The 13,946-nt window shown below is 71.4% G+C and carries 11 protein-coding genes; 8 read left to right on the forward strand and 3 right to left on the reverse strand.

The window, feature by feature from the left end; translation table 11 throughout:
• The first annotated feature begins 117 nt into the window (after nucleotides 1-117).
• From ACZ56U_RS22285 to ACZ56U_RS22305, 5 genes are all read left to right on the forward strand, one after another.
• Entirely contained in the window at nucleotides 118-1,329 is a 1,212-nt protein-coding gene (locus ACZ56U_RS22285; RefSeq protein ID WP_469085735.1) for an NAD(P)/FAD-dependent oxidoreductase, read from the forward strand.
• Nucleotides 1,329-3,935 carry a nitrite reductase large subunit NirB gene (gene nirB / locus ACZ56U_RS22290; protein ID WP_469085736.1) on the forward strand — a complete coding sequence of 869 codons (2,607 nt, stop codon included), beginning with the start codon at nucleotides 1,329-1,331 and terminating at the stop codon, nucleotides 3,933-3,935. The genes ACZ56U_RS22285 and nirB overlap by 1 nt, the downstream gene beginning before the upstream one ends.
• The gene (gene nirD, locus ACZ56U_RS22295) at nucleotides 3,932-4,282 is read left to right on the forward strand and encodes a nitrite reductase small subunit NirD (protein WP_391229219.1); all 351 of its coding nucleotides are present in this window, start codon (nucleotides 3,932-3,934) and stop codon (nucleotides 4,280-4,282) included. Before nirB ends, nirD begins: the two co-directional genes overlap by 4 nt.
• Nucleotides 4,283-4,389: 107 nt before the next feature.
• Nucleotides 4,390-4,971 (forward strand): TetR/AcrR family transcriptional regulator, encoded by a 582-nt coding sequence (locus tag ACZ56U_RS22300; protein WP_469085737.1) that lies wholly within the window; start codon nucleotides 4,390-4,392, stop codon nucleotides 4,969-4,971.
• Nucleotides 4,972-5,052: 81 nt separating this feature from the next.
• Entirely contained in the window at nucleotides 5,053-5,823 is a 771-nt protein-coding gene (locus ACZ56U_RS22305) for an SDR family NAD(P)-dependent oxidoreductase (protein WP_469085738.1), read from the forward strand.
• Nucleotides 5,824-5,885: 62 nt separating this feature from the next.
• On the opposite strand, the gene ACZ56U_RS22310 is transcribed toward ACZ56U_RS22305, so the two are convergent.
• Nucleotides 5,886-6,848 (reverse strand): oxidoreductase, encoded by a 963-nt coding sequence (locus tag ACZ56U_RS22310; RefSeq protein WP_469085739.1) that lies wholly within the window; start codon nucleotides 6,846-6,848, stop codon nucleotides 5,886-5,888.
• Between the two features lie 289 nt (nucleotides 6,849-7,137).
• Here ACZ56U_RS22310 and ACZ56U_RS22315 point away from each other — a divergent pair, with 289 nt between their 5' ends.
• The 3 genes from ACZ56U_RS22315 to ACZ56U_RS22325 all read left to right on the forward strand — a co-directional run bounded on the left by ACZ56U_RS22315 (nucleotide 7,138) and on the right by ACZ56U_RS22325 (nucleotide 9,449).
• Nucleotides 7,138-8,298, forward strand: a complete 1,161-nt coding sequence (locus tag ACZ56U_RS22315; protein ID WP_391229206.1) for an alkaline phosphatase PhoX — start codon at nucleotides 7,138-7,140, stop codon at nucleotides 8,296-8,298.
• Between the two features lie 172 nt (nucleotides 8,299-8,470).
• On the forward strand, nucleotides 8,471-8,881 hold the full coding sequence (locus ACZ56U_RS22320; RefSeq protein ID WP_469085740.1) for an excalibur calcium-binding domain-containing protein: 411 nt from the start codon (nucleotides 8,471-8,473) through the stop codon (nucleotides 8,879-8,881).
• A 100-nt stretch (nucleotides 8,882-8,981) separates the two neighbouring features.
• Nucleotides 8,982-9,449, forward strand: a complete 468-nt coding sequence (locus ACZ56U_RS22325) for an excalibur calcium-binding domain-containing protein (protein WP_469085741.1) — start codon at nucleotides 8,982-8,984, stop codon at nucleotides 9,447-9,449.
• A 173-nt stretch (nucleotides 9,450-9,622) separates the two neighbouring features.
• Here the strand turns inward: ACZ56U_RS22325 and ppdK are convergent, their stop codons facing one another.
• Together ppdK and ACZ56U_RS22335 are read right to left on the reverse strand one after the other, a co-directional pair.
• Complete coding sequence (gene ppdK / locus ACZ56U_RS22330; RefSeq protein ID WP_469085742.1) at nucleotides 9,623-12,343, reverse strand: pyruvate, phosphate dikinase; 2,721 nt, start codon at nucleotides 12,341-12,343, stop codon at nucleotides 9,623-9,625.
• A 406-nt stretch (nucleotides 12,344-12,749) separates the two neighbouring features.
• Nucleotides 12,750-13,946: an ROK family transcriptional regulator gene (locus ACZ56U_RS22335; protein ID WP_469085743.1), complete on the reverse strand. Its 1,197-nt coding sequence runs from the start codon at nucleotides 13,944-13,946 to the stop codon at nucleotides 12,750-12,752.

Genomic DNA, 13,946 nt, shown 5'->3' on the forward strand with positions numbered 1-13,946 from the left:
TCCCCGGCGCACCCCGGGAACCCTCACACTCGCCCCCCGCCCCCGCTGAGGGCAGCGTTCCTCGCGGGAAACAGAGGTGATGCGGTCGGGAAACACCGGCAACGCACGCTCCTGGACATGACCTCGAATACGCGTGTGGTGGTGATCGGCGCCGGGCTCGCGGGCGTCCGTCTCGCCCGGCGGCTCGGCGAGCTCGGTACGCCCGTGACGCTGATCGGCGAGGAGGAGCACCGGCCCTACAACCGGGTGCTGCTCGCCGAGGTGCTGGCCGGACGGTACAGCCCCGACGTGATCGCGCTGCCCGCGCCCGCGGGGCTCACCCGTGCCCGGGTCACCGGCATCGACCGCCGGGCGCGGACCGTGGAGTGCGCGGACGGTTCCACGATCGCGTACGACCGGCTGGTCCTGGCCACCGGCTCGAACCCGGTGCTGCCGCCGCTGCGCGGCCTGTTCACCCCCGACCACGTCCTGCCGGAGGGCGTCCACGCCTTCCGCACCATGGACGACTGCCTGGGCCTGTCCAAGGCGGTCCGGCCGGGGGTGAAGGCGGTCGTCATCGGCGGCGGGCTCCTCGGGGTCTCCGCCGCCCGGGCGCTCGCCCAGCGCGGCGCCCAGGTGATCCTCGCCCAGCAGTCCGAGCGGCTCATGGAGCGCCAGCTCGACCCGAACGCCTCGAAGCTGGTGCAGCGGCACCTCAAGGACCTCGGCGTCGAGGTCCACACCGACCTGCGGGTCCGTGACGTGCGCTGTGTCGGCGGCGCGGTCCGCTCGGTGGAGATGGCCGACGGATACGCGCTCGACGCCGATCTGGTCGTCCTGGCCTGCGGCGTCCGCCCCCGCGCGGGTCTCGCCTGGAGCGCGGGCCTGGAGGTCCGCAAGGGCATCGTCGTCGACGACGAACTGCGCACCTCCGACCCGTACATCCACGCCATCGGCGACTGCGCCCAGCACGACGGAAACGTCTACGGGCTCGCCACCCCGGCCCTCGAACAGGCCGAGATCCTGGCGGAGTCGCTGGCCGGCCGGGCGAACGCCCGCTACACCGGCACCCGTTCACTGACCCGGCTCACGCTGGCCGGTCAGACCGCCTTCGACCTCGCCGCGTTCGGCGAGACGGAGGCACTTCCCGGCGACGACGTCGTCCAGCTCACCGACGCCACCCGGGGCACCTACCGCAAGGTCGTCGTCCGCGACGACCGGCTGGTCGGCGGGGTCCTCGTCGGCGAACTCGGCACCGTCGGCGCGCTCGCGCGCGCCTGGGAGGGAGCAGAGCCGCTCCCCGACAACGGTCCCCTGCTCCACCTGCTCACCAACGACGGAGGCTCCTGATGACCGCCAACAGGGCGACCACTCCCACGATCGTGCTCGTCGGCCACGGCATGGTCGGCCAGCGCTTCCTCGAAGCGCTCGCCGAGCGCGGCCTGACCGCCACGCACCGCGTGGTCGTGCTCTGTGAGGAGCCGCGCCCCGCCTACGACCGCGTCGCGCTCACCTCGTACTTCTCGGGCAAGACGCCCGAGGACCTGTCGATGACGGACATGGCGTTCATCGAGAAGGAGGGCATCGAGCTGTACGTCGGCGACCCCGCCCAGAGCGTCGACCGCGAGGCCCGCACGGTGACCGCCCGGTCCGGCCAGGTCTTCGGCTACGACATCCTGGTCCTCGCCACCGGCTCCTACCCGTTCGTGCCGCCGGTCCCGAACAAGGACGCCAAGGGCTGCTTCGTCTACCGCACGATCGACGACCTCCTCGCCATCGAGGAGTACGCGAAGACCCGCACCACCGGTGCCGTGGTCGGCGGCGGTCTGCTCGGACTGGAGGCGGCCGGTGCGCTGAAGGGCCTCGGACTCACCTCCCACATCGTGGAGTTCGCGCCGCGGCTGATGCCGGTGCAGGTCGACGAGGGCGGTGGCGCGGCGCTGCTGCGCACCATCGAGGAGATGGGCCTGAGCGTCCACACGGGCGTCGGCACGCAGGAGATCGTCGTCGACGAGGACGGTGCCGTCACCGGCATGAAGCTGTCCGACGGCAGCGAACTCGCCACCGACCTGGTGGTGTTCTCCGCCGGTGTCCGCCCCCGCGACCAGCTCGCCCGCGACTGCGGTCTGACGGTCGGCGAGCGCGGCGGCATCACCGTCGACGCGCAGTGCCGCACGGTCGCCGACCCGCACGTCTTCGCGATCGGCGAGTGCGCGCTGGCCGCGGACGGCCGGGTGTACGGCCTGGTGGCGCCGGGTTACGAGCAGGCGGAGACGGTGGCGGCGACCATCGCCTCCGACGAGGCGGCCTTCCTGGGCGCCGACCTGTCCACCAAGCTGAAGCTGCTCGGCGTGGACGTCGCCTCCTTCGGCGACGCGCACGGCACCACCGAGGACTGCCTCGACGTCGTCTACTCCGACTCCCGCTCGGGCCTGTACAAGAAGCTGGTCATCGGCCGTGACGGCACGCTGCTCGGCGGCATCCTGGTCGGCGACGCGGAGGCGTACGGCACGCTGAAGGCGTTCACCGGTTCGGTACCGCCGATCTCGCCCGAGTCGCTGGTGCTGCCCGCGGGCGCCGGTGAGTCCGTCCAGCTCGGCCCGACCGCGCTGCCGGACGACGCGATCATCTGCTCCTGCAACAACGTCCGCAAGGGCACGATCCGCGGAGCGGTCACCGAGCACAACTGCACGACCGTGCCCGAGGTGAAGAAGTGCACCAAGGCCGGTACGACCTGCGGCAGTTGCATCAAGGTCCTCGGCCAGCTGGTCACCGCGGAGCTGGAGGCGTCCGGCGTCGAGGTCGACAAGGGCCTGTGCGGCTGCTTCTCGCAGACCCGCGAGGAGCTCTACGAGATCGTCCTCGCCCTGCGCATCAACACCTACCAGGACCTGCTCGACCGCTACGGCCGCGAGGACGCCCGGGGCGGCGACGGCTGCGATGTCTGCAAGCCGGCCGTCGGCTCCATCATCGCCTCCCTCGCCCCGACCATCGGCGCCGACGTCTACGTCCTGGACGGCGAGCAGGCCGCGCTCCAGGACACCAACGACCACTTCCTGGCCAACCTCCAGAAGAACGGCTCGTACTCGGTCGTCCCCCGGATCCCCGGCGGTGAGATCACCCCGGAGGGCCTGATCGTCATCGGCGAGATCGCCCGCGACTTCGGCCTCTACACCAAGATCACCGGCGGTCAGCGGATCGACATGTTCGGCGCCCGCGTCGAGCAACTCCCGCTGATCTGGACCCGCCTGGTGGACGCCGGCTTCGAGTCCGGCCACGCCTACGGCAAGTCCCTGCGCACGGTGAAGTCCTGCGTCGGCCAGACCTGGTGCCGCTACGGCGTCCAGGACTCGGTCCGCATGGCCATCGACCTGGAGCTGCGCTACCGGGGACTGAGGTCGCCGCACAAGCTCAAGTCGGCGGTGTCCGGCTGCGCCCGCGAGTGCGCGGAGGCCCAGTCGAAGGACTTCGGCGTCATCGCGACGTCGAACGGCTGGAACCTCTACGTGGGCGGCAACGGCGGCGCCACGCCCCGCCACGCGGACCTCCTGGCACAGGACCTCTCGGACGCCGAACTGATCCGTCTGATCGACCGGTTCCTGATGTTCTACATCCGCACCGCCGACCGCCTGGAGCGCACCTCCACCTGGCTGGAGCGGATCCCCGGCGGCCTGGACCACGTCCGGGACGTGGTGGTGGAGGACTCCCTCGGCATCTGCGAGGAGCTGGAGTCGCTGATGACCTCGCACGTCGCCCACTACCGCGACGAGTGGTCCGACACCATCAACGACCCCGAGAAGCTGGCCCGGTTCGTGTCCTTCGTGAACGCCCCGGACACCCCCGACCCGGTCGTCGGCTTCGTCCCCGAGCGCGACCAGATCAAGCCCGACCTGCCGCTGCTGTCCATCGGCATGCGCCCCGCTGAAGACGTCCTGGAAGGAAGCGCCCAGCGATGACCCTGGCCCCCGAGACGACCACCCTCAAGATCCAACTGCGCCTCGACGACAGCTGGTTCACCGTCTGCGACCTCGATGTCCTGTTGCCGGGGCGCGGAGTGGCGGCCCTGCTGCCGGACGGCCGCCAGGTGGCCCTCTTCCGTGACCGCGCGGGCGAGCTGTACGCCATCGACAACCGCGACCCGTTCGGCGGCGCGGCGGTCCTCTCCCGCGGCCTGACCGGCACCCACCAGGGCCGCCCGTTCGTCGCCTCCCCCCTGCTCAAGCAGCGCTTCGACCTGCTGTCGGGGCAGTGCCTGGACGACGAGACGGTGCGGATCCCGACGTATCAGGTGCGGGTCTCGTAGCTCTCGGACTCCGACGCCGGGTTCCGACACCGGATCACGGCCCCGTTTCACAGCCCCGAAGGTGCCTTTCTTGACCGTTCGTTCTCGTTGGATCTAGGCTGCGGCACATGGCCAGGACCAAGGAGTTCGATCCCGAGGCCGCACTGCAGGCGGCGCTGGAGCTGTTCTGGCGGCGCGGCTACGAGGCGACATCCATGGCCGACCTCGTGGAGCATCTCGACATCGGCCGCGCCAGCGTCTACGCGACCTTCGGCAACAAGCACGAGCTGTACCTGAAGGCGCTGGAGCGCTACCAGGAACAGCTTCCCGACCTGCTCGGGGAGCTGTCCCGGCCGGGGCCGGTCCTGCCCGCCGTACGGGCCCTGGTCCGGCGGTACGCGGCCGAGGCCACCGCCGAGGACCTGCGCCTGAACGGCTGCTTCATCACCAACACGGCCGCCGAGCTCGCCCCGCACGACCCGGCGGCCGCACGGCAGGTCGAGCGGAGCTGGGATCACATGGAGACGGTGCTGCACTCGGCACTGACCCGCGCCCGGGCCCAGGGAGAGCTCGGCGCGGACCGCGATCCGCTCACCCTCGCACGCATGCTGCTGGTCCTGCTCCAGGGCCTGAAGGTGGTGGGCAAGGCGTCGCCGGACCCGGCCCGGGCGCGGGACGCGGCGGAGCAGGCGCTGGCGCTGCTCGACTGAGACGGAAGGGGCGCCGCCCGGGCGGCGCCCTTTTTCCTGCCGCCATACTGAACCGATCGGTCAAGAATTACAGGGGAGATCATGACCATCAGGACTCGCTTCACCGACAGGACGGCGCTCGTCACCGGCGCGGGCTCGGGCATCGGCCGCACCGTGGCGTTGGCGCTGGCCGCCGAGGGCGCGCGGGTCGTCGTGGCCGGCCGCCGTCAGGAGCCGCTGGCGGAGACCGCGCGGCTGATCGAGGAGGCGGGCGGCAAGGCGCTCGCGGTGACCGCCGACGTCTCGCGCGCGCGGGACGTCCGGTCCGTCGTGGAGGCCGCGGTGGACCACTTCGGCTCGCTCGACGTGGCGGTCAACAACGCGGGGGTCTTCCGCGGCGGGCAGCCGCTGGCCGAGCTGCCGGAGGCGGACTGGGACGAGCAGCTCGCCGTCAACGTCACCGGGGTGTTCCACGCCCTCCAGGCCGAGATCCGCCAGATGCGCGCCCAGCCCTCCGGCGGCGCGATCGTCAACATCGCCTCCACCTTCGGCGCCCACGCCCGCCACCCCGGCGCCGCCGCGTACGCCGCCACCAAGGCGGCCGTCTCCACCCTGACCCGGGGCGCCGCCCGCGACCACATCGGCGACGGCGTCCGCATCAACGCGGTCAGCCCGGGCGCCGTGGCCACCCCCATGTCCCTGCGCCCGGGCGAGACGGAGGCGGACCGCGCCGCCCGCATGAAGTCCGCCGTCCCCCTCGGCCGCGTCTCCACCACCGCCGAGGTCACCGCCGCGATCCTCTACCTCGCCTCGGACGACGCCTCCTCGGTCGTGGGCACGGACCTGGTGGTGGACAGCGGGGCGACGGCCTGAGCGGCCCTTGCCCCGCCGTCCCGTCCAGCCCCGCACCGGATCGGGACCGGCGCGCGGAAAGCCTAGGCCTTCAGCACCTCGTACGACACTCCGGTGAGCCGCTCCGAAGCGGTCCACAGGAGTTCTCCCGCGCGGTCGTTGCGGGTCCAGGGGGCTCGCCAGGACGGGGCCGGGGTGCCGCGCCAACCGGCCAGGGACGGGCCCGTGAAGGAGCCGGGCCGCACCTCGGGGGCCGTGGCGGCGTAGAGGGTCGGGAGGGCGCCCGCCTGCGCGGACTGGGCGAAGAACCTGTTGCCGACCGCCATGAAGCGCTCGGCGAGGCGGCGGCCCGCCATACGGAGTCCGGCCGCCTGGAGGTTGGTGGCCGCGTACCCCGGGTGCGCGGCCGCCGCGATCACGTCCGGGGCGGGGGGCTGCTCGCTCGGGTGCAGCCGGGAGTGGGGGAGGGCGGCGAGCCTGCGGGCCAGTTCGTGGGTGAAGAGCAGGTTGGCGGTCTTGGAGCGGGCGTAGGCGATCCAACGCCGGTAGCGGCGCTCGCTGTTGAGGTCGTCGATGTCGATGTTGGCCAGTGCGTGCGTGGAGCTGGAGACGGTCACCACCCGGGCACCCGGTGTGTCGAGCAGTGCCGGCAGCAGCAGCCCGGTCAGCGCGAAGTGGCCGAGGTGGTTCACGCCGAACTGCGTCTCGAAGCCGTCCGCGGTCGTCCCGTACGGCAGCGCCATCACGCCCGCGTTGTTGACCAGCAGGTCGAGACGGTCGTACGGGAGCCGGCGCGCGAACTCCCGCACGGAGGCCAGGTCCCCGAGGTCGAGACGCGCGAACTCCACTTGGGCGCCCGGCACTTCGCTCGCCAGCCGGACCGCGGCCTCGGTCCCGCGCGCCTCGCTCCGGCAGGCGAGCACCACCCGGGCGCCCCTGCGGGCCAGTTCGCGTGCGGTGACGTAGCCGATGCCGCTGTTGGCCCCGGTGACGACAGCGGTACGGCCGTGCTGGTCGGGGATGCTCTGCTCGTTCCAGCCGGACATGACCGGGCTCCTTCCCGCCGGGCTTGAAGCGCTTGCCGCCAGCCTGCCCGCGTCGCGCCCCGGCGTCGACGGCCCGCGCAGGACCGGCCGCGCGGCACGTGCCCGGGACCGGCCGCGCGGCGTGCCCGGGACCGGCCGGGCCACGCGTGCGCACGGCCCGCCGTACAGACCGCGCGCACGAGTTCACGGGCCGTCCATGACATGTCCACTCCCTTCGCCTAGGTTCCCACCCGCACGCCCCCCGCCTCCGACCGGTGGCGGGACGGTCACGGCACCCCTTGGAGCGACAGTGGAACGTCGTACCTTCCTCCGCGCGACCGCCCTCGGCGGCACCTCCGCCGTCTTCGGCGGCACCCTGTGGCGCGGCGCCGCGTACGCCGCGCCGGCCCAGCCCGGCACCGGCCCCTACGGGGCGCCGGGTTCGCCGGACGCCAACGGCATCAGACTGCCCGCCGGTTTCACCAGCCGGGTCATCGCCCGCTCGGGCCAGACGGTCGGCGGAACGTCGTACACCTGGCACAACGCCCCGGACGGCGGGGCCTGTTACGCGGACGGGACGGGCTGGATCTACGTCTCCAACTCGGAGATCAATCCGTCGGGCGGCGCGAGCGCGGTGCGGTTCTCCTCCAGCGGCACGATCACGTCGGCCTACCGGGTGCTGTCGGGCACCCGGCAGAACTGCGCGGGCGGGCGGACCCCGTGGAACACCTGGCTGTCCTGCGAGGAGGTCGACCGGGGCTATGTGTACGAGACGGACCCGTGGGGTGTGAACGCGGCGGTGCAGCGCCCGGCGATGGGCCGCTTCAAGCACGAGGCGGCCGCCGCCGACCCGGTCCGCAAGGTGGTCTACCTGACCGAGGACGAGACCAACGGCCGCTTCTACCGCTTCGTGCCCACGACCTGGGGCAACCTGTCCGCCGGAACCCTCCAGGTGATGGTCGCCGGCTCCGGCACCTCGGGCTCCTACAGCTGGGTGAACGTTCCCGACCCGGACGGCTCCCCCACCTCGACCCGCACCCAGGTCTCCGGCTCCAAGTCCTTCAACGGCGGCGAGGGTTGCTACTACGCCGACGACAAGGTCTGGTTCACGACCAAGGGCGACAACCGGGTCTGGCAGCTCGACCTGACGGCCGGCACCTACGAGTTGGCGTACGACGACTCGCTGGTCACCTCGGGGACGGCCCCGCTGACCGGCGTCGACAACATCACGGGGACCTCCTCCGGCGACCTCTTCGTGGCCGAGGACGGCGGCACCATGGAGATCTGTCTGATCACCCCGGACGACGTGGTGGCGCCGTTCCTGCGCGTCGACGGCCAGTCGTCCTCGGAGATCACCGGACCGGCCTTCTCCCCGGACGGCAGGCGGCTGTACTTCTCCAGCCAGCGCGGCACGACGGGCAGTTCGTCCGGCGGGATCACCTACGAGGTGACGGGACCGTTCCGCTCGTAGTCTTCGCCGGGCGCCCCCAACGGGGCGCCCGGTGACCGCGGTTGACCGAACGCGGTGCGCAATCGTCCGATCACGTCACGTTCGCGTCACGGCTCCTTCGCGCCGCCTCCGTCTCGGCGGTCCCCCACTACGTTCGGCACCTCATCGCACCACGAACGTGGAAGGACCCGCCGTGAACCTGCTCCGCAAGCCCGGCGCCATCGCCGTCGCCGCGCTGGCCCTCGCCGTCCTGCCCGCAGCCGCCGAGGCGCACGACGGGGACCATCCCTTCACCACCTGCACGGAGGCGTACGAGAACGGCTACTCCGACATCCCGAAGGGCGACGAGCACTACGGCACCCACCTGGACCGCGACGGCGACGGCACCGCCTGCGACCAGCCGCCCGCGGGCTTCGAGCCCGCCGAGGACGCCGCCGCACCGGCGGAGGCCGCCGAGAAGGACGGCACCGAGAAGGACGCCACCGACCTCGCCGCGACCGGCGCCGACGACACCACCCCGTACATCGCGGCCGCCGGCATGTCCGTGATGCTCGCGGGAGCGGCCGCGCTGGTGATCGTGACCAAGCGACGCGACACGCCCTGACCGCCACGGCACGCGATAGTCACGAATTGAACACTTCACCTTCACAACCGGAGGCGCCGCACTACGGTCATCCCCTCGCGCCACACCTCAGGGGGACGACATGACCAACCCGTACACCGAACCGACCGCCTCCGGCCCCGCCCCCAGGTGGGCCCGCAAGCGCTACGTCCTGCCCGCCCTCGCGCTCGCCCTCTTCGTCGGTGTCGGCATAGGCGGCAGCGGCCAGGACACGACCGACGCCAAGCCGGTCAGCGCCAAGCCCCGGCCGACGGTCACCGCGACCGCGACCGCGACGGTCACCGCGGAGCCGGAACCCGCCGAGACGGTCACCGCCACGGAGACGGTCAAGGTCACCAAGACGGTCACGGCCAAGGCCCAGGCCGAGACCGAGACCGAGGCGGACAACGACTCCGGCTCCGGCTCCGGCTCCGGCTCCGGCTCCGGCAGCGTGTACTACGGCAACTGCACCGAGGCCCGCGCCGCCGGCGCCGCTCCCGTCCACCGTGGCGAGCCCGGCTACGGCTCCCACCTGGACCGCGACAACGACGGCGTCGGCTGCGACAGCTGAGGCAGGGGCAGCTGAGGCAGGAACGGCTCCTCGGGCGAAGGCGGTCGACGCGAAAGGGCGGCACCCCCGCACGGGTGCCGCCCTCTTCTCGTGATCCGGAACCGTCGCCCATCGGTCTTGAGGGTCGGGGACGGACGACGGCTCCGGCGTTCGGTGACCGTACGGCGTACGGCCTAGCGGTGGTCGCTGCCCTCCGACTGGGTCGCCGCGCGACCCGCCTCCAGGCGTGCCACCGGGATCCGGAACGGGGAGCAGGAGACGTAGTCGAGGCCGACCTCGTGGAAGAAGTGGACCGACTCCGGGTCACCGCCGTGCTCGCCGCAGACGCCGAGCTTGAGGTCGGGGCGGGTCTTGCGGCCCGCCTCGGCGGCCAGCTTCACCAGGGAGCCGACGCCGTCCTTGTCGATCGTCTCGAACGGCGACACCCCGAAGATGCCCTTCTCCAGGTACGCCGTGAAGAACGAGGCCTCCACGTCGTCCCGGCTGAAGCCCCACACCGTCTGGGTGAGGTCGTTCGTGCCGAAGGAGAAGAACTGCGCCGCCTCCGCGATCTGACCGGCGGTCAGCGCGGCACGGGGCAGCTCGATCATCGTGCCGATGGAGAGCTTCAGCTGGGTGCCCGTCGCCGCCTCGACCTCCGCGATGACCTGGTCGGCCTCCTCGCGGACGATCTCCAGCTCCTGGACGGTGCCGACGAGCGGGATCATGATCTCGGCACGCGGGTCGCCCTTGGCGTTCTTGCGCTCGGCGGCCGCCTCGGCGATCGCCCGGACCTGCATGGTGAACAGGCCGGGGATGACCAGGCCGAGGCGTACACCGCGCAGACCCAGCATCGGGTTCTGCTCGTGCAGACGGTGGACCGCCTGGAGGAGCCGCAGTTCGTTCTCGTGCGGTTCCTGACGGGACTCGGCGAGCGCGACGCGCACCGACAGCTCGGTGATGTCGGGGAGGAACTCGTGCAGCGGCGGGTCCAGGAGGCGGACCGTCACCGGCAGGCCGTCCATCGCCGCGAACAGCTCCACGAAGTCCTGCTTCTGGAGCGGGAGCAGCTGCTTCAGCGACTCCTCGCGCTCGTTCTCCGTGTCGGCCAGGATGAGGCGCTCGACCAGTTCACGCCGGTCGCCGAGGAACATGTGCTCGGTCCGGCACAGGCCGATGCCCTGGGCGCCGAAGCGGCGGGCGCGCATGGCGTCCTCGGCGTTGTCCGCGTTGGCCCGGACCCGCAGCCGGCGCTTGCGGTCGGCGAACGCCATGATCCGGTGCACGGCCTCGACCAGCTCGTCGGCGTCCTGCGCACCCGCGTGCATCCGGCCCTCGAAGTACTCCACGACCGGGGAGGGTACGACGGGTACCTCGCCGAGGTAGACCTTGCCGCTGGAGCCGTCGATGGAGATGAGGTCGCCCTCCTCCACCACGTGTCCGCCGGGAACCGTCATCCGGCGCCGCTTGGTGTCGACCTCCAGCTCCTCGGCGCCGCAGACACAGGTCTTGCCCATGCCCCGGGCGACGACGGCCGCGTGGGAGGTCTTGCCGCCGCGCGAGGTCAGGATGCCCTCGGCCGCGATCATGCCGTCGAGGTCGTCGGGGTTGGTCTCGCGGCGGACCAGGATGACCTTCTCGCCCGAGCGGGACCACTTGACGGCGGTGTACGAGTCGAAGACCGCCTTGCCGACCGCGGCGCCCGGCGAGGCCGCGATGCCCCGGCCGACCTGCTTGACCTTCGCGTCCTCGTCGAAGCGGGGGAACATCAGCTGGGCGAGCTGCGCGCCGGTGACGCGCTGGAGCGCCTCGGCCTCGTCGATCAGGCCCTGGTCCACGAGCTGCGTGGCGATCCGGAAGGCCGCGCCCGCCGTGCGCTTGCCGACCCGGGTCTGGAGCATCCACAGCTGGCCGCGCTCGATGGTGAACTCGATGTCGCAGAGATCCTTGTAGTGGTTCTCCAGGGTCTCCATGATCTGCATCAGCTGGTCGTACGACTTCTTGTCGATCGACTCCAGCTCGGCGAGCGGGACCGTGTTGCGGATTCCGGCTACGACGTCCTCGCCCTGGGCGTTCTGGAGGTAGTCGCCGTAGACGCCCTGGTGGCCGCTGGCGGGGTCGCGGGTGAAGGCGACGCCGGTGCCGGAGTCGGGGCCCAGGTTGCCGAAGACCATCGAGCAGACGTTGACCGCGGTGCCCAGGTCGCCGGGGATGCGCTCCTGGCGGCGGTAGAGCTTGGCGCGGTCGGTGTTCCAGGAGTCGAAGACCGCGTGGATGGCGAGGTCCATCTGCTCGCGGGGGTCCTGCGGGAAGTCCCGGCCTGCCTCCTTCTTGACGATCTTCTTGAAGGCGGTGACCAGTTTCTTGAGGTCGGCGGCCTCCAGGTCGGTGTCGACCGTGACCTTCTTGCCCTCCTTGGCCTTCTCGAGCGCCTCCTCGAAGAGGTCACCGTCGACGCCGAGGACCGTCTTGCCGAACATCTGGATGAGCCGGCGGTAGGAGTCCCAGGCGAACCGCTCGTCGCCCGCCTGCTCGGCGAGGCCCTTGACGGACTGGTCGGAGAGGCCGATGTTCAGGACCGTGTCCATCATGCCGGGCATGGAGAACTTGGCGCCGGAGCGGACCGAGACGAGGAGCGGGTTGTCGGCCTGGCCGAGCTTCTTGCCCATCTTGGCCTCGAGGGCGTCGAGGTGCGCACTCACCTCGTCACGCAGTGCCGCCGGCTCCTCGCCGGACTCCAGGTAGACCTTGCAGGCTTCCGTCGTGATGGTGAAGCCGGGGGGAACGGGGAGGCCCAGGTTGGTCATCTCGGCGAGGTTGGCGCCCTTGCCACCCAGGAGGTCTTTGAGGTTCTTGTTTCCCTCGGTGAAGTCGTAAACGAACTTCGCTCCGTGGAGATCTTTGTTTTCCGACACGGGTCTCGACTCCCTCGAGGACGCGGTGGCTGCCCTGACGGGCAGGAACATACCCAGATCGAAGGCCTCTGGGGAGGTCCACCTGCGCGTCATGCGCCCGTAACCACCCGGCTGCCAGTGGATCGAAAGTCAAAGCTTGGCAAGCGAGCGGATGGTCATGTTTTCACTTCTTGAACGATCGAACTCTTCGAGTCGGAGAATTTCGCTCATGTGAGCAGCTTTCGACACGTCTGATTTCGATCGATGAACGATCAAAGGGTGGCACTCAGTGCCACCCCTTGGAGAAGTGCAACCGCTCATGATCCGCTCATCTGAGCGCGACCCCTATCAGGGGTGGCGAGAATCACGCTGCCACAGCCGCCCGGATTTCACCATGCGGACGGGCATCCGGAACGAAACACGCCGGTCACACACCCCGCGCCGTCAACCGCTCCTCCACCCGCTCCGGGGCGTACAGGTGCTCCACGACCAGCGCGCCCGCCCCCACCAGCGCGGCCCGCTCACCGAGCAGGGAGGTCACGACGTCCAGATGAGCGGTGGAGCGTGGCAGCGCCCGCTGGTACAGCAGCTCCCGCACCCCGGTGAGGAAGGGAGTTCCGGCCAAATCGCCCGCGATCATCAGCACGCCGGGGTTCAGCAGGGTCACCACGGTCGCGAGCACGTCCCCGACCTGCCGCCCCGCCTCCCGGGCGAGCGCGGCCGCCTCCGGGTGCCCGGCGGTCAGCAGGTCCCGCACGTCCGAGCCGGACGCCGCGGGCACCCCCTTCTCCACCAGCCTGCGGGCCACAGCGCCCCCACTGGCGACGGCGGCCAGACAGCCCCGGGAACCGCACCGGCACAGCGCGTCCGCACCCACCCGGATATGGCCGATGTCCCCGGCGCCCCCGTCGATCCCCCGGTAGATCGAGCCGTCGACGACGACTCCGGCGCCGATCCCGGTCGACACCTTGACCAGCGCGAACGCCGAGCAGTCGGGGTAGGACGTGCGCTGTTCGCCGTACGCCATGAGGTTCGCGTCGTTGTCGACCAGGACCGGGACCGCGGGCGTGCCCGTGTGCTCGGTGAAGGAGCCGGCGAGGCGGCCTCTTATGTCGTAGCCGTCCCAGCCCGGCATCATCGGCGGCTGGACCACCCGGCCGCTGCCGCTGTCGACCGGCCCCGGCACCGCGAGCCCGATGCCGCAGACCTCGCTCGCGCGCCGGCCCGCCTTCTCCAGCAGTTCGGCGAACCAGCGGCCCAGCTCCCCCAGCACCGCGTCCGGTCCGTCCTCGACGGCGAGGATGCCGCCGTGTTCGGCGAGGAGGTCGCCGGTGAGCGTCAGGACGGCCGCGCGAGCGTGCCGGGTGTCGAGGTCGGCGGCGAGGACGACGGCGTGGGTGTCGTCGAACTCCAGGGTGATCGAGGGGCGTCCGCCGAGCGGGGAGTCCACCGGACCGCCGGCGCCCTCGCGCAGCCAGCCCGCGCGGAAGAGCCGGTCCAGGCGCTGGCCGACCGTGGCACGGGAGAGGCCGGTGGCCCGCTGGAGCGCGCCGCGCGTGACCGCCCGCCCGGTTCGTACCAGTTCGAGCAGTTCGCCGGCGCTTCCCTGACCCCGTCCGGTCAT

The sequence above is a fragment of the Streptomyces sp. NPDC034103 genome (assembly GCF_055575395.1).